The 16386-nt window shown below is 56.0% G+C and carries 21 protein-coding genes; 13 read left to right on the plus strand and 8 right to left on the minus strand.

The window, feature by feature from the left end:
- Positions 1 to 100: 100 nt before the first annotated feature.
- Positions 101 to 1456, minus strand: coding sequence for an NADP-dependent malic enzyme (locus tag AB1Z34_RS03465; RefSeq protein WP_367157901.1), 1356 nt, complete (start codon positions 1454 to 1456; stop codon positions 101 to 103).
- A gap of 758 nt (positions 1457 to 2214) precedes the next feature.
- Between AB1Z34_RS03465 and AB1Z34_RS03470 the strand changes: the two genes are divergently transcribed.
- Entirely contained in the window at positions 2215 to 2973 is a 759-nt protein-coding gene (locus AB1Z34_RS03470; protein ID WP_367157902.1) for an Ltp family lipoprotein, read from the plus strand.
- 148 nt (positions 2974 to 3121) lie between these two features.
- Complete coding sequence (locus AB1Z34_RS03475) at positions 3122 to 3331, plus strand: hypothetical protein (RefSeq protein ID WP_049190013.1); 210 nt, start codon at positions 3122 to 3124, stop codon at positions 3329 to 3331.
- 415 nt (positions 3332 to 3746) lie between these two features.
- Here AB1Z34_RS03475 and AB1Z34_RS03480 read toward each other — a convergent pair whose 3' ends face one another.
- From AB1Z34_RS03480 to AB1Z34_RS03510, 7 genes are all read right to left on the minus strand, one after another.
- Entirely contained in the window at positions 3747 to 4901 is a 1155-nt protein-coding gene (locus tag AB1Z34_RS03480) for a tyrosine-type recombinase/integrase (protein ID WP_367157904.1), read from the minus strand.
- Between the two features lie 404 nt (positions 4902 to 5305).
- A complete protein-coding gene (locus tag AB1Z34_RS03485; RefSeq protein ID WP_069359154.1) occupies positions 5306 to 5695 on the minus strand; it encodes a hypothetical protein in 390 nt (129 codons plus the stop codon).
- Positions 5696 to 5719: 24 nt separating this feature from the next.
- A complete protein-coding gene (locus AB1Z34_RS03490) occupies positions 5720 to 6133 on the minus strand; it encodes an ImmA/IrrE family metallo-endopeptidase (RefSeq protein ID WP_069359153.1) in 414 nt (137 codons plus the stop codon).
- Positions 6134 to 6239: 106 nt separating this feature from the next.
- Positions 6240 to 6686: a hypothetical protein gene (locus AB1Z34_RS03495; RefSeq protein WP_069359152.1), complete on the minus strand. Its 447-nt coding sequence runs from the start codon at positions 6684 to 6686 to the stop codon at positions 6240 to 6242.
- Between the two features lie 18 nt (positions 6687 to 6704).
- The gene (locus tag AB1Z34_RS03500; RefSeq protein ID WP_069359151.1) at positions 6705 to 7268 is read right to left on the minus strand and encodes a helix-turn-helix transcriptional regulator; all 564 of its coding nucleotides are present in this window, start codon (positions 7266 to 7268) and stop codon (positions 6705 to 6707) included.
- A gap of 110 nt (positions 7269 to 7378) precedes the next feature.
- Positions 7379 to 7972, minus strand: a complete 594-nt coding sequence (locus tag AB1Z34_RS03505; RefSeq protein WP_141698019.1) for a hypothetical protein — start codon at positions 7970 to 7972, stop codon at positions 7379 to 7381.
- A gap of 6 nt (positions 7973 to 7978) precedes the next feature.
- The gene (locus AB1Z34_RS03510) at positions 7979 to 8776 is read right to left on the minus strand and encodes a helix-turn-helix domain-containing protein (RefSeq protein WP_367157905.1); all 798 of its coding nucleotides are present in this window, start codon (positions 8774 to 8776) and stop codon (positions 7979 to 7981) included.
- Positions 8777 to 8918: 142 nt separating this feature from the next.
- Here AB1Z34_RS03510 and AB1Z34_RS03515 point away from each other — a divergent pair, with 142 nt between their 5' ends.
- The 11 genes from AB1Z34_RS03515 to AB1Z34_RS03565 all read left to right on the plus strand — a co-directional run bounded on the left by AB1Z34_RS03515 (position 8919) and on the right by AB1Z34_RS03565 (position 16101).
- Entirely contained in the window at positions 8919 to 9164 is a 246-nt protein-coding gene (locus AB1Z34_RS03515) for a helix-turn-helix transcriptional regulator (protein ID WP_141737786.1), read from the plus strand.
- Between the two features lie 70 nt (positions 9165 to 9234).
- Positions 9235 to 9429: a hypothetical protein gene (locus AB1Z34_RS03520; RefSeq protein WP_152681225.1), complete on the plus strand. Its 195-nt coding sequence runs from the start codon at positions 9235 to 9237 to the stop codon at positions 9427 to 9429.
- Between the two features lie 335 nt (positions 9430 to 9764).
- Positions 9765 to 9944 (plus strand): hypothetical protein, encoded by a 180-nt coding sequence (locus AB1Z34_RS03525; RefSeq protein ID WP_367157906.1) that lies wholly within the window; start codon positions 9765 to 9767, stop codon positions 9942 to 9944.
- Positions 9945 to 10081: 137 nt separating this feature from the next.
- Positions 10082 to 10987 (plus strand): hypothetical protein, encoded by a 906-nt coding sequence (locus AB1Z34_RS03530; protein WP_367157907.1) that lies wholly within the window; start codon positions 10082 to 10084, stop codon positions 10985 to 10987.
- Positions 10988 to 11425: 438 nt separating this feature from the next.
- Complete coding sequence (locus AB1Z34_RS03535; protein ID WP_141698017.1) at positions 11426 to 11674, plus strand: helix-turn-helix domain-containing protein; 249 nt, start codon at positions 11426 to 11428, stop codon at positions 11672 to 11674.
- On the plus strand, positions 11675 to 11986 hold the full coding sequence (locus AB1Z34_RS03540) for a hypothetical protein (protein WP_141698016.1): 312 nt from the start codon (positions 11675 to 11677) through the stop codon (positions 11984 to 11986).
- 308 nt (positions 11987 to 12294) lie between these two features.
- The gene (locus AB1Z34_RS03545; RefSeq protein ID WP_141698015.1) at positions 12295 to 12798 is read left to right on the plus strand and encodes a hypothetical protein; all 504 of its coding nucleotides are present in this window, start codon (positions 12295 to 12297) and stop codon (positions 12796 to 12798) included.
- A gap of 599 nt (positions 12799 to 13397) precedes the next feature.
- Positions 13398 to 14210 (plus strand): hypothetical protein, encoded by an 813-nt coding sequence (locus AB1Z34_RS03550; RefSeq protein ID WP_048731124.1) that lies wholly within the window; start codon positions 13398 to 13400, stop codon positions 14208 to 14210.
- Between the two features lie 2 nt (positions 14211 to 14212).
- A complete protein-coding gene (locus tag AB1Z34_RS03555; protein WP_367157908.1) occupies positions 14213 to 14599 on the plus strand; it encodes a hypothetical protein in 387 nt (128 codons plus the stop codon).
- Entirely contained in the window at positions 14596 to 14886 is a 291-nt protein-coding gene (locus AB1Z34_RS03560; protein WP_367157909.1) for a hypothetical protein, read from the plus strand. Before AB1Z34_RS03555 ends, AB1Z34_RS03560 begins: the two co-directional genes overlap by 4 nt.
- A 153-nt stretch (positions 14887 to 15039) precedes the next feature.
- Positions 15040 to 16101: an HNH endonuclease signature motif containing protein gene (locus tag AB1Z34_RS03565; protein WP_366965970.1), complete on the plus strand. Its 1062-nt coding sequence runs from the start codon at positions 15040 to 15042 to the stop codon at positions 16099 to 16101.
- Positions 16102 to 16386: the final 285 nt, after the last annotated feature.

The raw sequence follows: 16386 nt of genomic DNA on the forward strand, positions 1-16386 counted from the left end.
AATACCTTAAATTCGGTACCCCTATTCAGCTGCGCTTCAGGCGGGTGCAGGAAAACCGCACACTTTTCAGACTTCCCGGGGAATAGTCAGCGCCGGTTTTCTAGTTCGCTTCAGCTGCAGCAAAGCCATTGCCAGTGACGTCGAGCGGGCCGACCGCGCCGGAGGCCGGGTCGCTCAGCGCAGCATCGCGGACAGCCTTCGCCACGGCCGGCATGACGCGCGAATCCAGCGTCGACGGGATAATGCGGTCGGCACTCAGGTCCTCTACGCCAACATTTGCGATGGCCTGAGTAGCAGCCAGCTTCATGGCCTCGGTGATCCGTTTGGCACCCGCCTCCAGTGCGCCACGGAACAGACCCGGGAAGGCCAGCACATTATTAATCTGGTTCGGATGATCCGAGCGGCCAGTGGCCACGACGGCTCCGTACTTGCGAGCGATTTCCATCGGGATTTCCGGAATCGGGTTGGCTAGCGAGAACAGGATCGGGTCAGCGGCCATCTGGCTAATCGCATCCTCGCCGATACGGCCGGCAGAGACGCCGATGAACACGTTAGCGTCGACAAGCGCATCGTTGATCGAGCCGGTGATACCGCGCGGGTTAGTCATGCCGGCGACCCACTGCTTGATGTCGCTTAGTGGCTCGCGGTCCGGGTGGATGATGCCGCGCGAATCGACGACGACGATGTCGGACACGCCAGCGGACAGCAGCATCTTCGTCGCAGCGACACCAGCAGCACCAGCGCCGGAGATGACTACGCGGAGATCCTGGAAGCTGCGGCCGGTCAGCTTGCAGGCGTTGATCAGGCCGGCGGCGATGACGATGGCAGTGCCGTGCTGGTCGTCGTGGAAGATGGGGATGTCGAGCTCTTGGTCGAGACGCTGCTCGATCTCGAAGCAGCGAGGCGCGGAGATGTCTTCGAGGTTCACTCCGCCAAACGACGGTGCCAGCGCCTTGACCGTCTGGATGATTTCCTCCGTGTCGAGGGTATCCAGGACGATTGGCACAGCGGAGATGCCAGCGAACTGCTCGAAGAGCTGGGCTTTTCCTTCCATCACCGGTAGCGCGGCCTTGGGCCCGATGTCGCCAAGGCCAAGCACGGCGGTGCCGTCGGAAACCACTGCGACGTTCTGGCCGGTCCAGGTGTAGGTGCGGGCCAGAGCCGGATCTTCGTGGATGGCCTCACAGACGCGAGCGACGCCTGGGGTGTAGCCAATGGAGAGGTCGCGAATCGTCTCGAGCTTCATGGTCGAGTGGGAGCGGAGCTTGCCGCCTAGGTGCGCCTCGAAGATTTCCGCATCGGTGATGGTCGACGGATCTGTGGGGGTGGTGTCCTCCGGTACTGCGTGAAGCGGCGTCTTAGCGGAGTTCGCGTTCACAGTGTGAAGCGGCGTCTTAGCGGAGTTCGCGTTCACAGCGTGGTCGGGGGAGCTAGAGGGGGAATTCGCAGCAGGCATGATGACAGTCCAAAACGTGTTGAGTACTGAGTACTTTGTACTTTGAGAAAACTCGACCGCGGCGAGAGCTGCTGGTGGGCAGGGTGTAAAGCCGGGAGCAATGGCTGGCCGCTGATACGTAGTGGTGTGCGTAAAAACTAATCCAGTCTTGCTATACGGGATTGGTATCTCATTATATGGACAGTGGGGTGGAAAATAAAATCTTTGCGGTTGAGGGGCGGGGATTTGGGAAGTGTCGTGGGGCTGGCGGTCGCGGGCGTGATGCCGTAACCCCGGCTTTTGCCGAGTTCGACGAGTCCTGCCATGGCGTCATCTATGTCAAGAGCTACGCTGCTGTGTTGTTTGCGATGAAGGTGTGCACCGGGGCTTGCTCGGAAGCATCATTGTTAGGAAGTGCCTTCGGTGGGGCGTCTATGTGCTGGCGGGTTCCATATGGGCGGCTGTCGTTGGAGGGGTTTCTACTCCTTGGCCGCTTTTGGCCTTCTATTGGTTTGGAAAATGTTGGCGATATTATTTGCCGATATTGAGCAAGCGCTGGCCGGGGTTGAAGGTTAGTTTTTAAAGAGATTAACCAGTTCCAAGCCCTGTTCTATGGGGTAGAGGCCTGGTTTCTTCTTACCTTCAGTGGTGCCTTATGGTTCGCGAATCGAAAATATTTGTGTAGTGCGGAAAGTTGAATCCGGAGTTCCTGGGATAGTTCCAACTGACGACAGAGAGCTGTTCGTTTATTGCAACTTCTACGCAGGAGGCTTCTTACGATGTCCGATTCCACTTTCCCCCAGAACCCGCAGAGTCCACAGAACCCGTATGGCTCCCAGAATCCGTACGGCTCCCAGAATCCGCAGGATTCGCTGGGGCAGCAGTCCTACCAGCACAGCCCGCAGGATCCGCTCGGCCAGCAGCCCTACCCGCAGGGTCCGTCGGCAGCGGGGCAGATGCCTCCGGCTCCGAAAGAAAAGAAGAAGGGTGGCTGCTTCAAGTGGGGCGGTATCGCCGCCGGTGCTGTTGTGGTCCTCGCTGTGGCGGCCAGCTTGACCGGTGGCGGCGATGCCGATTCGGGTTCCGATTCTGAAGCTGCATCTCTCTTTGGTTCGGAGACTGCCGTTGCGGCTGATTCTGGGACTGTTGAGAATGCCGATTTCGCTGAGGCACCCGAGGCAGGTGCAGATGAGCAGCAGGGTCAGACGGGGGAGCAGCAAAAGCAGGATGAGAAGGTCCCGGCCGAATACAAGAATGCTCTCCGCAAGGCAGAGATTTACGCGAATCGCATGCACATGTCGAAGGCCGGTATTTATGATCAGCTGACCTCGGAGTATGGCGAGAAATTCTCACCGGAGGCAGCCCAGTATGCGATGGACAATCTCGAAGCGGACTGGAATAAGAACGCACTGGAAAAGGCGAGAATCTACCAGGATTCGATGGCAATGTCCCCGGATGCGGTTTACGAGCAGCTGACGTCGGAATACGGCGAGCAGTTTACTCCGGAGGAAGCTCAGTACGCGGTGGATAACCTGTAGCAGCGGGCTTCGTTTGTTGATGACGCCAATTGGCCAGAGTCCAGTTGGATGCCTGCTGCAAAAGGACGGCTTCCGCTTCACCAGAATGCATTTGCTGCACACTGAACGGCTGCTGGTGAAGCGGAAACCGTCTCGGCAGTTTTAATGCGTGACCGGGCAGTTGAGCGAGTGTCTGCAGCACAACTTCGGCGCGGTACAATTCGTGCCGTTTATCAACCGCGCCCGCATCGGCGACCGCGGCGGCAAATCAGAAGTAACCGCGACACTGCGCCGCTACGCAGTCGCAGCACCTATCTTGCAGAAGACATCGCTGAGTTTCGAGTCTCCATCACAGAAGAGCAGCGGCAAGCTTTGTTGAGCGGGATTTCCGAGTACTCCGATGGCGATGAAGAAGTTTTCAGAGCGTATGCTCGCCTGTTGAAATCATCGGACTCAAAAGCCATGGAGTAGCCACATTCGCGGGGTGCGAGTCCCCGCCATGGCACTGCCCCGTTCACTCAATCGGTAGTGGCGGGGTTTTCTTATGCCCAAAAACAGATTCACCCAGGAGTTAACGCAGGATTCAGCAGGCAATATGTGGCTCTTTTTTGGCTCATTTATGGTGCAAAATACCCGTGAAAGTGCGTGAAAGTGCGTGAAAAAGAGTGAAAGATAGCGAATACTCAGACAACCAAAAACCCGCCCCCACCAGGCTAAAAGCCAGGTGAAAGCGGGTTCTCAAATCGTGCCCCCGGTGAGACTCGAACGCACAAAAGGCGACCCGAAATAAACTGTTAACCAGCCTGTTTAGAATCGATAGCTAGTTTTTGGTGCATTTTTGGTGCACTTTCATTCTGGGGCACCGATTCAAGTTCACCGAGAGCCGAATAAACCATCTCCATCGAATCAGCGACCTCATCAAGGTCCCCATCGAACAAATCAGCGTACTGGTCTAGCGTCATCGCCGCCGACGCATGACCCAATTGGCGCTGCACCACTTTCACGTTCGCCCCCGACGACACCAAAAGACCAGCAGCCACATGACGCAACCCATGGACAGTCACATGGGGAAAACTCGAGTCAGCCTCCTGCACACGCTCCAGTGCACAATGAAAAAACGAACCAGTAGACGGCAACTTCAATGGCCCACCGTCAGCACGCTCCCACACCCAATCACCAGAATCACGCCCCTCAATAAGCGGCGCAAGCATATTACACACAAACCGAGGGATAGCCACCTTTCGGTTCTCATGCGTCTTCAATGTTCCAACTTCAACCCTGGAAACAACCGTCACCGCAGCACGCTGCAAATGCGCCCGCCGACCGTCCAAATCCAAATCCCCTACCTGCAACCCAGCCAACTCCGACCACCGCAACCCACTGATCGCCAACAACCAAATAATCTCCGGCCGACTCGACTCCTCCGCCAAAGTCCGCACCTGCTCCATCGTCAAATACACCTTCACCGGCTTAGGCTTCCTCGGCAAACGCACCCCACGCGCAGGATTAGTCTGCAAACACTCATCATCAACCGCCATATCCAAAATCTGCGACAACACGTTATGAGCGCGCCGGGCCGTTGTTGGAGTCATTTTTGAGGTGTAGATCCATTCTTGGACTTCTGATTTTTTGATGCTGCCGACGGGGCGTGGTCCCCATTTGGGTAGGACGTGGTTGTTGAGGGCGCTACGGATGGAGCGTGCGCCGGAGGGCTTGAGTCTGGTTAAGGTGCTGTCCCAGCGTTTGGCGAGCACAGCAATAGTGGTGTTTTGCCGGTTCGGGTCTATCCATGTTCCGTCGCGGCCTGCAGCACCTTCGTCTTCAACCCAGGCTTGGGCTTCTATTTTTGTACGGAATCCACGTTTATGAGCGCGCGCGCCGTCGGGTCGTGTGTAGAAGACTTCCCATCGTCGGCCCTTCCTTGTTTTGTACGGCCTGATTGATGCCATGGTGTAGACTCCTCGTGTATCCCATTTAAAACAAGTCGAGCTGTTTATTATGGGGGCTTTGCCTAAGCGGGCGCTGTCTAAATTGGTGTTGGGCAGCGCCCGCTTTTGTCTATCCGTTCGCAGTTGGCAAGACTTCTCCTGGCTTCCCGGCACCCATCGGCTTATTTGCCGGTTTTGGGTTCGTCCGGTGCAGGGCAAGGGGCGGGTAGTATCTCGGCGGTGGTAGGTATCCCTGCTGTGCGTTCGACTGCGATTCTGACGGGCTCGTTAGGTTTCCAGCCGCGTGAACTGACACATGGATAAACCTCCGATGTTTCAAATAGGGATATATTATCCACCGGCAGGTTATAGTTTTCCCAAGTATGAAACATCTACTGTCGAGATGCTTTATTGCTTCATGAGTCTCATAGTTCGTCGATGTCGATGCCGTTGTCTTCAGCGAACTGTGGTGTGAATTTATCGCCAAGCTCTTTGTCCGTCTTGTTGATCCAGGTTTGGAGGATGACGTCGTCGTAGTCGGCGGATGTGCGGTCGCAGGTTGGTTTCATGACTCCGTTTTGAAGCATGAAGGAATGGCGAACTGCATTTGCTCGGTCACCGACGTCTTGAGTGACGGCATCCACGCCGTGGATAGTTTCTGACGCGATTAGGTTGGGGTCGGCCTCCACGAAGGTTTGGCAGGAGTATTCTCGGAGTGCTGCTTGGCGCTGCTGTTCGGACTCCCATTCTTCGGAGCTGCAGGCGCTGACGAGAAGTGTGGCTGATAGTGCGCTTGCGAGAAGTTTCTTGTTCAAGTGAATTGTCTTTCTAGAGATGGGCTAATACTTGAGGCAGGAGTGTTGGTGAGGGATGCTTCCAGCCTGATGTAGCTTGAACCAGAGCTCGAGCATGTGCGGTGTCACGCCGATATCAGCGGCCATTGCTGATAGCACTCCATCGTTGTTTTCCGCTGCAACGTTCACATCGTCTAGGGCGATGAGGTTCGTTGCAGCCCATTTGTCTGCCCGGCGTTCAGTGAAGGGAGAGGACTCGGTGTCGCCGTAGATTGCGTGGCCGAGTTCATGTGCGATGGCACATCGACGAGTGACTGGGTCGATGCCCCAACGGACGAATATCGTTCGGCTTTCCGCGTGGTAGACGGCATTGAACGTCGCGCCGAGCTTTGGTGTCTCAATGAGGCGGACATTTGCCTGATCGAGCAACATGGAGAGTCGGTCTTCGATAATGCTCATTGGGTCCTCACTAATGCTTAATCCTGCTTTCGGCAGGGTAAGTATTGCGTAAGGTGCGGATTGGGTGCCCTCAAGTGTTCGAAGCTCTGGTTGGAGGAGTATTTCGTTATTCGCTGGGAATGGTGAATACGTCGCGTGATTCGTTCATGATTTCTTTGCGGAGCTGTTCAATTTCTGGTCCTCCGAATGAGGGGTAGGGGTACCCGTATCGGATGCCGAGCCCTCGAATCTCATGATTTACAACGGCAATGAGGTCGAATAGTCCGCGGTGTAGGGCGAAGTCGCGGAGTTGCTCTTCAGTGGGGAGCGCGTCCTGCGGAAGGAACCAGTAGGCGACGATCTGTAATTCGTAGCGAATAGCGTTGTCTAGTTCGGCTACGAGGCTTCCTACTAAGTGGAAGCAGTCAGGTTCAGTCTTTGGTTTGATAGTGAATTCGATGAAGCCGTTGGTGTCAGAGTCTTTTTGTAGTGGGCCGATGAGCGTGACGGACATGCTTCCCAGATCTGTGCGGGTGGCGAGATGGTCCGGGTTGAAAGCTGCGCTTGCGGTCATTCGTGCGTTCGCCTTTTCTTATGCCTCTTGAAGCTCTTGGTTTGGGTTAGATACGGTCCAAAACTCACTATGGGACGAAGACGTCCATTGGTGGCCGTCGGAGCTGGGGGTGAAGCGTCGGGACTGCCGCTCGGGGATGTCCCAGGTGGCGGTCTTGGTTTCTAAGTGTGCGCATGTTGCGGCGTCGGCGACTTCTTGCTGAAAAGTAGAATTGTCCTCGTAAGTGCCATCGATTTCGAGGGCTTTCCGATGCTCGGAGACCTTCTCTTTAATGGTGGCGTAGGTTGCCTGGTCTCCATCTTTCTTGACGGAACCGGCGTCGACAGCCAGGTAGGCGATATATGCGTCGACAGCTTCGGCATACCGTTTTGCAGTGAGAAAGGTGTGCGTTTTGGAAGCACCGCTGTTGAGGTTCTCAAATGAGTAAACGGTAGTTCTGGATACGCCCATCCGTCGAGCTACTTCTGTTATGTCAAGGCCGCGGAGTTTGCGGAATGCGACGAGCTGGCGCACGAGCTCTTTTTCCGATTGGGCGAGGTCGACGCCAAGTCGACGAGAGTTGGGAACACGTAATTTAGCCATGATGACGCCTTCCTTTCATCTGATGGTCTACGGATACGGTGCGCATGGTTGACGGGGTCAACTACATGCAATATGTACACTTAAATGTACAGGTATGGAAGGGGTGTATATCATTCGGGGGTATCTAGCTCACTCGCGAGGCGGTAATCGCGATTGTCATCCTTAGTGAGTTGCACAATCTTGGTGGCAGCTTCCTTGATGTCGCTATCTTGCATTTTCTGGACTGTCTTCTCCGCCAAGGGTTTTCCTCTTTTATTCTTTGTTCGTTTCTCCGTGAAATGTGCGCCGAAGAACATGTAGTAGGGTTCGCCTTCCTTGTGGGTGATGTCGGTGAAGTAAAGGCGCCACTCTTTTTTGTTTTTGCCCTCAATTCCTGTTTTTGCTTCGCACATCCAGGGACGTTGAGGTCCAAGCTTTCGTCGCAGTCGTTCTCCGATTGGAGCGCCAATTGATGAATCTGAGGTGTGTGAGACATCGAAGTTTGGATATCCCTCGAGCGCCCAACTCTCCAAGTTTGCTGTGAGATAGTCGTACGAATCTCGATATTTGGCTGCGAAATCGCTAAGTAGGTCTACGACCTCATCGGTTAATTCCCAGCGATCCATCGGGTCTTCTAGAACGCCATTGGCTTCCAGTGCTATATGCGCAATCGTGGGGTGCATCCCTGGGCGTTCGGGTGGGAGAGAATTATCAGTAGGTGCCATTAGTTTTTACGTCCACTCCTCGTCAAGCGGTTCTGTTGCCTCTTGCGCAGCAATCTGTTCTTTCCCCGCATTGATCCGCTCAATGAGCGCGTCATCGTCAAACGCATCATCATGCGCCTTGCCGTCGCGGATGGTGCGCAAGTCAACAATGCCTGTGTCGACTGTAGGGCTCTCGGCATTGTCGTGGAACATACTGAGAATCTCGGCAGCATCCACCCGCCGGCCGACACATTCCCGCTCGATATGCTCCACGACCGAAGTGGGCATCTCATCCAAAGCACCAAAACGCTCCTCAATCATCGTGCTAGGCATTGGCCCGCCAGCCCTGTCGGGAAACGGAGCATGCCCCGGCTCTGCATACAGGCTTCGAATCATCACCCAGCGACCATCACCGCAAAAGTCCCACACGCGAGGAGGCTCACCCAATGTCACAGCCAAACGACGACAAGACGCCACCTGGGTGTTCGGACGGTGCTCTGCAAGCTCATCAACAGGCTCATCAAAAGCCTGTGAACCTGCTTTAAGTCTGCGCAAAACCTCATCAGTTAGCTGCTCATCCGATGCAAGCCGGAGTGCACCGGTTATATTCGGCACCTTCTCCCACACGCGACTGACGATTCCAAAGTCCAACAACGTCTCAATCGGGTTCACGTCGTAGGTCGATGAAATCTTGAGCAAATTCTCGATACTCGGCTTGTCGTTAGCTAGCTGGTATTGGAGCGTGCGCCGGGGGATGCCGGTACGTCGTGAAATCTCGGCTATTGAATCCTCGGTGGCGGTGGATAGCCAATGTTGAAATGTCATGCCCTCATGGTAATTGCAATTAGGTATGTGCGCAATAGTTGCACACCCTGTTACCTGGGAAAACGTTAAATTGCTAAGAATAGCTTGCGCTATTCGGCAAAGGTGTGCAATGATTGCGTTGCAAGCGCAATGAATTGCGCAGATGGAATTACACAGGAGGAATACGGTGGGCTACCTGCTAGACCCGTCAGTCCTGGATGATGCCCGTCGCCTGGGTGGATACACCTCGGATGAGAAGTTGGCTGCAGCAATCGGAATGACCGGTACGGCAGTGCGAAATTTGCGCCACGGGCGCAGCTCTCCGTCGGTAGCCACGTTGGTGAAGTTGCGCAGCATCTCCGGCAGGCCATTGGACGGGATGCTTATCCAGCAGCCAAAAACCGCATAAGAAAAGCCGCGCCGGGCACTGGGGAAGGTGCCAGGCAACAACCGTCGACAAGCGAAAGGAGGAAGCAAACATGGCAAATTCGGAAAATGAAACCCCTGATGTTGCAGCACCAGGGGAGTCATCAAAAACTATCGCCGCGGCAACAAAGTGGGCTGCAGTCGCAAAAAATGCCGCTGATTCAGCACATATTTCTGCAGAACGCGCCCACGGCCACAGCAGGAAAGCAATCGATGTAGCTAGGGCTCTTCACCGAAAGTTTTCTTAAAAACAGCTCTCGCCTCGTCGCGACTAGCTACCGCAGCTTCATATGCACTGACCGCATCCAGATATGAGCGTTCTGCGGATTCGCAGGATCTCACGGTAGCGGCATACGCCTTTCTGACGGCTGGCAATTCAGCTTCAGGCGCTTGTGTGAGTAGCTCCTCGATATGAGCTTTCGCGCCTTGCGCTTGGTCCGCAGAGTGACGCGTAGCAAGTACTGAGCGCTTGCATAGGTCAGTGTTTTCGCAGCATTCACGGTATGAGCGCCGCGCTTGCTCTTTAAGAGCTTCGAAATCGTCCATTATTCACCTCCTCGTCACAAAGAAGGAATATACCGACATGACTACGCAAACAGATGTCCAAATGAAGAGCCCAATCAGCGGAGTGAGGATTTACCGCTACGCCACCCGCGATGATCTCCGAGTAGCGATGCACCTACCTCATGGAGCGAACGTAATCGATATCTCTATCGAGGAGGCGCAACGCGTCGCCGAAGACCTGACGCGGCTCGTGCGCTAGCTGGCTGGCTGACTAACGAATCAATCCGCCCAGCACTGGGGAAGGTGCTGGGCAGGGCAACCGTCGACAAGCGAAAGGAGGAAGCAGCGATGAAGTACATGGATTTAGCCAATGCTAGAGGCCAACTGCGTCAACGAATGTTAACCAGACTCCATGACAGTGGCCTAAGCCAGTACCTAGTCATCAACGATGAAGAGTTGCTCGAACAACTCGATGGTCTTACTGAGATACATTTCTGCGTTGGCCATTCGGTCATCGAGGCTCCAAACGCCGTAGCTGAAGGGAATGCGCTGGACCCAGTCGGCTACATCGAGTTGGAGACGCCAAGTGATATCTACTCCGTCATTCGAGTTGAGTTCGACGCCGCGGCGGAGCGCGATCCACGCGGCTTCCAACTCCTCATCACCCCGGATGAAAGCCTCGAACTGATTGCATACACCACAGCGCGAGGCGTCGATGGCCGGGCTGTTGGAATTGACCTGCAGCTCGATAATGCGCCACACGAGGCAATGCCCACGTCGATGGCGGTCAATTCGGGCGAGATCATGAATCCACCACAGCGCACTTCCGCTGAATCCTCCGGTGGCGTGATAGGGCTGCGTGCGTTCAATGGCTCGGCGAATCCTATCGGAAACTCCATAGGTATTGCACGAGGCGAAAGCGTCAGCGGATCTGCACAACGGGTAGGAAATCCGGCCGGCATTTGGCGGAGGGTCCAACTTGGTTTCTCGGACAACGATTTCGTACATCAGCCCATCGAGAGCGGCACGAAGTTGGTACAGCCACTCTCCGAAGATGAGGGACAGCTCGGTTGGCACAGGTGCGGTCGCATGGAGGCGAAAGGAACGGATATCGCCGTCGCCTACAACCCGGCGCTCAATCGGATTCGCCTTCAGATGTTCGGCACCAAGACTCCACAGCTCGTGGCGGTGCGAAGCCGCTCGCTCTACTCGAGCTACGAGGCGCCGGAATTCGTTTTCACTCATGGACAAATCGTAACGGCTGACACTAATCCAACTGTGTCAATAAAACCAGGGCAGTAAAGGGGAGCACACGTGGAATTAAAAGCAGCAATCGGGAGCACGAGAATCGACGCCACCGAAAGCGAAATCACAATCACCAATACGGACAACGACACGTCAGTGTCGATTCCTTACCGGGCAGTCGGCACTGTTGCCGAAGTGTTGGTGCTCGCAGATAGGTGTCGCACTCCGCTTACACATCCATATACAGCCAGACGAGTCCGTTGGTCGGACTACAGCAAATTGGCGAAATAAGAACAGCCCGAATGGTTACTCAGAGGTTCGATTCCTCTGCCGGGCACTGGCGCGTAGGCGATATGAGAATCGGTCGTCGCAAGCCAGCCACAATGCCGTGGGCCTTTCGCACGGCGGTTTGGCTGCGCGCCTCACAAACCAAATAAAAGGGCCCGCCCCCGCTAGCACCAGGGACAGGCCGAAAGTGTTGAAAGGAACACTGCCATGAAGCATACCGCAAGGAACGAGGTCACCATGCCAACGCAAGACCAAGTGATGTGGACACCCAAGGAAGTCGCCAAGCATTTCCGAGTACACGTGAACTATATCTACGCGCTTTTAAACGCAGGTCGTTTGCAGTACGTGGGTCCTCGCCGTCGACCAGGATCACGACGCCCGTACCTCATCCATGTCACCGAGGTTCATCGCATTGAGCGCGAGGGGCTTCCAGAAGCACCAAGGGGAGCAGCATAAATGAGTAATCCAAACGTTAAGTTCAGCCGCTCAATGTGGCGCGACGCCTACGATTTGCTGGACCACGTCAACACCAGGAACAAATTGCAATGGGCAATGTCGCTGATTCTTGCCGCATCCTCTTTTGTAATGGTCATCATTACCGGCTACGACAATTTCAATTTTGTGCCAATCATTTGGACAATCACAACAATTTTTTGGTTGTGCACGGCGGTCTTTATTTCAAAGTCTGTCAAAAACATTGAGTGTGTTCTTCAGATGAAAAAGAACAACAGTGGTGTCTCTGCGACCCGGTATTGGCCGGAGGCATGACGTGAAACATCTTCGTAGGGTTCGCTCACCGAAGAATCGGTGGGTGCTCGTAGTAGTTCCCGTGCCCCGCGGTGGCAGGAAGCCGGCCACGATCGATTTCGAGGTGTCGTTCGGTGATGTGATGTCAGAGATGCCTCGTAGTCTGAGGTTTCCGGCAAGGCTGCCTCGGTGGTTAGGCCGGCATGGGGATGGGCAGCAGTTCATCACCAGAGGGGCCTTGGAGAACCTGGTCACTTTCAATAAGGATGACAAGCGCGTTATGCGCCAGCTTGAGGAGTTCATCGAGCACATCGCAAGTGAGGTGCAAGGTGAATCAGAAAGATAAGCCACGGTGCGCCCGCCGAATCTCAGATGGTCGCTGGCAGGTGGCAATGGCAGGGATTCCGCCGGCCGTGATTTGTAATTCGCTGCAAGACGCTTTGAAGACCGCGGTGGGTATTGAGGAAGTTCCGCCTGGCGATTATGAGGTGTGTCGGCTTGATGCTCGGGGGCATGTTCTCGAGCTCATGGAACTGGGAATGTCAGTAGAACATATCGCTGAGTCAGCTCAGGTGGGCTACCAAGCAGTGGAAGCAATCATTTCCGGTGCTTCATCCGTCGCTATGGCTGATGTTAATGCGATGGCGCAGGTTGAGTTTGAGCTCTCCGATGCGGAAGCCACTGCGCTAGATCTCCTGCACTTCACGTCATTAGGGGCCACCCTTCGGGAAGCGATTGCATGGTGCCGGAAAAGGGATGGCCTGTCGGCGCAGAAAGCGTGGGCTGCAGTTCCCGTCGTCAAGCAGCGTATGGAGGGGCTGAAATCAGCATGATGCGCCGACGATGGCTGATTTTCCAGATGAAGGTCGAAGCCCACGTGTTGCGGATAGTCCACCGCGGCGAAAAGCACTAAGCAGCCGATAGCAGTCAAACATGAGGAGGAAAAATGCCACGCCAAAGGGTTTGCAGGTATTGCGGTTTCCCTATCCGGTGGGCGTGCACACCATTGGGGCATCGGCTTGCCCTTGATGCATCGTCTGACCCAGATGGGACCGTGCAGATCGTGCATGGTGCTGCCGTGTTCCTCAGTGCGGAAGAAGCTCTGCGGAAACGGTCGCAGGGGTATTTGCTGTTCCAGCAGCATGTGTGCGCTGGTGCTCATGGCAAACGACGAGCGGGCATGCCTGAGCGGGAGAAACAACGCATGCAACAGCGGCGTGCTGCGCGTGAACGCAAGCGGCTCAACGAGATGACGAAAAACTACAAAGCGATAGCTAGATGACATCAGATGAATCAGCTGCGCAGCGTTGGTGGGAGCAGCAGCAAACGCGGCGCCAAATTCAGATTTACCGATTCCTTGGCCCTCGTAAGCGCCCCACCCGCACTGAGATTCCAGGGCAATTAACCATTGATGGACAGGAGATTCCAAGAAATGACGACAGCAGCAGATGATGTAGACGTCGTTGATGCGACGCCGAAAGCACAGCAGCGTCGGCACTTCCGGTTCGTGGCGCCAGCCGTAGAGTTCTCGAACGCGTTGAAGGCAGTCCACCCAATCGCAGTGCCGGGCGATACCGCGGCGCAGTTCGATTCGATTCGCATTGATGTTCGCGAGGATTCGACGGTCACTGTCTCTGCGGCCAACCCGATGATGATGGGCGCCGCGGAAGTGCCCGGTGTCGACGTGATCGCCTCCGGTTCGGTGGATGTCGCGCCTCGAGTCGCGAAGGAGTTAGCCGAAGTTGCGATTCAGAAGGTAACGAACGCTGGGCCGGTTGAGGTCGAGGTTGCCGCTTCGGCGGACTTCATTGAGATAGCGCTTGTTTACGGTTTGCCATTTGAACCGCATAAGACGCGTCGCCCGGTGCAGTCGCCGAGGCAGCCGCTTGAAGGAGTCGCGAAGCATGTCTCCGAGGTGCTGCAGGAAGTGCACGCGAAGGAGCGGAGTTCCGCCATGGTCTCGCAGTCCGGCGTCCTTACTCGTGCGACACCGGCGCAGGAAGTCGCGTTGCAGAAGGCAGCGCGGGCTATTGGGGCTGTGGTGACTCGCTTCCCTTCGACGGCCGAAGCGAAGTTTGTGGCCACGGCTCCGCAGCTCGCGGTCGTGTGGGTCTGTAATCCGGACGGGTCGAATCCTGCGGACGGTGACGAGGAGAAGTTGGACGGCGTCGACGAGCAGCAGAACACCGGGTCGCCTGTTGCGCGACGTGTTGTTGTCGCGCGGCCGTTGGGAGGACTGTCGTAGTCATGACGCTCCAGGTGAAGAAGACGGGAAGTAGCTTTTTGCCGTGGGTTGTTGAGGACGATACCGGTGGCATCGCGTGGTGTGGCTCGTGGGAAGACGCTGTTAGGACTGCGAACGAGTACGCCCGCGAGGTGGAGGTCCAGCTCTTACGGCCGGACAAGCTGTTCATTGAGCATTGCTACTCATGGGATGTTGGGCGTTACGACCGTGATATCGCACAGTTCGGCGATGTTGAGGCTTCTCGGGGTGTGGCCGCCTGTGGTAGTCCCCGGGTTCGCCTGGGGGACATTGTGTTCGCTTCTGTCGACGAGGCTCGTCGGACGGCAGCGCAGTTGCTGTCTGCATGTCAGTGGGCGCAACGGCCGGCAGTAACGGGGAAGGTTTCTTGATGGGTGACAGCGGCGTAAGCAATAACAAGGCCGTCAGGCAGTTCTGTGTGGTGGCGTCAACAGATGGCGGATACACATGGAATTCATTGCGCGTCGCTGGGGTGACATGGATGAGCGCAGAACAGGCACAAGATGTGCACCAGGCGTGCAGTCTGCGGGCCCGCACGTATGGCTTGCCTGTGCGTTACCGGGTGCTGTCCCGCACTGTTTCTGCGAACACCATGTGGCCTTATCCGTCTGATGAAGGTGATGACCAAGCCGGTTATCACGAAGAAAGCGAGGATTAGCCGTGGCGCTACCAGTGCCTTGTTGTAGAGATCCGTAAGCAATTGTGTTGGTTCATTTTGTTACCGCGCCTGTTTTTGATTTGGAGTTCGAAGAATGATTGTTACCGCTTCCCATATTTCTGCTGGGCAGCCCCGGTCCGGGAGTGATGCACCATGGCATGGGTAAGGGTCAGCGATACTTTCAACGAGGCCCCGGAGTGGATGCGAGCCTATGAGCTGGCAGCCGAACGTGGCGATGACCGTCTGGTCAGTGAACTCAAAGGCGCGGCGTCAGCGTTGTTTACGCATTCTGCGCAGCAGTGGACGGATTACAAGATCACCTATGGTGCAGCCGTCCGGCATATTGGCATTAGCCGGGTGGAGCCGGTACTTCAGGATCTGATCACTATCGGGATTATCACCGAGGTGGAGTCTGAAGGTGAGCGGCAATTCATGCTCGTTGAGCGTGAATCGTTTGTTCATGTCATCCGCTCCGATGCGAAGTCGAAGGCAACGAAACGCCGCAACGATCAAAACCGTGCTGGGTTGCAGGTGCCGGTCATGCTCCGTGATGGAGACCAGTGCCGGTACTGCGGTGATGAAGTGGTCTGGGGCGATAAGAAGTCCGATCGTGGCCGTGAGTACGACCACCGTGACATCGATGCGCCGACGACCCCAGACAATTATGTGACGGCATGCCGTGGCTGTAATCAGCTGCGGCATGAATTAGGCGAACGCGCCGAGGAGGAACTTCCGCTCCTCGACCCACCAGAGTCTCCAATGTATGGCCCGGAGCTGCGCAAGAAGCTCTCCCGCTGGGAGGGATTCGTTGCGCGCTGGTGCAAGAAGGAGGGACTCCCGAATCCGCTTATCGCGGACGAGGTTGAGGCCCAGGACAACCCGGCAGCCAGTCGGGCAGTGACCCCTTCTCAGGAAGAAAAAACGGTACGCGCTAAGTCCCCGGCCGCGGGCCCAAGCCAGGAGCCCGGCAAGCCGCAGTTCCCCAAAACTGATTCCCATGGCCAGGTTGAGTCTGAGGGTAGAGCCGCCAAAGGGAGTTCTCGGCAGCCAGCCGAGACTATTCAAGTCAATGTTGTCCAGTCGCTTCCGGCACTCCCCGCACACCATGCGGGCGGTGCGCCGCAGGGCCGTAAAGCATCGCACGTGCGCGATGCCGGTCCCGCCAAAGGAGCGGAGCCTTTCGCACGTCGCCGTCGCCGACGCCGCCGCAACTAGTTTTCGAGTACACGCCCCGCGATAGGAGGGGCGAAAAACAAACGAGCATGCGGTGCGTCCAAGAGAGCCTACGCGCTTTTGACGACGCGGCCTTTGTCGTACCCAAAAACTTTCCCGTCGACGAAAAAACCGTTCGACAAGGGGAGTAGTTGTCGGGCTGGCACCGGGTCGGGTCGGGTCGGGACGGGTCGGGTCGGGTCGGGAGGGCTTTTAAATATCCCTTCCCCCTCTTTCTTTCCACCCCCCTTTACCTTTGTTGGTTCTCTAGTTCTTTTTGTTGTGGCT

The sequence above is a fragment of the Corynebacterium sp. 045007 genome (genome assembly GCF_040743205.1).
In the GTDB taxonomy this organism is placed as follows: domain Bacteria; phylum Actinomycetota; class Actinomycetes; order Mycobacteriales; family Mycobacteriaceae; genus Corynebacterium; species Corynebacterium jeikeium_D.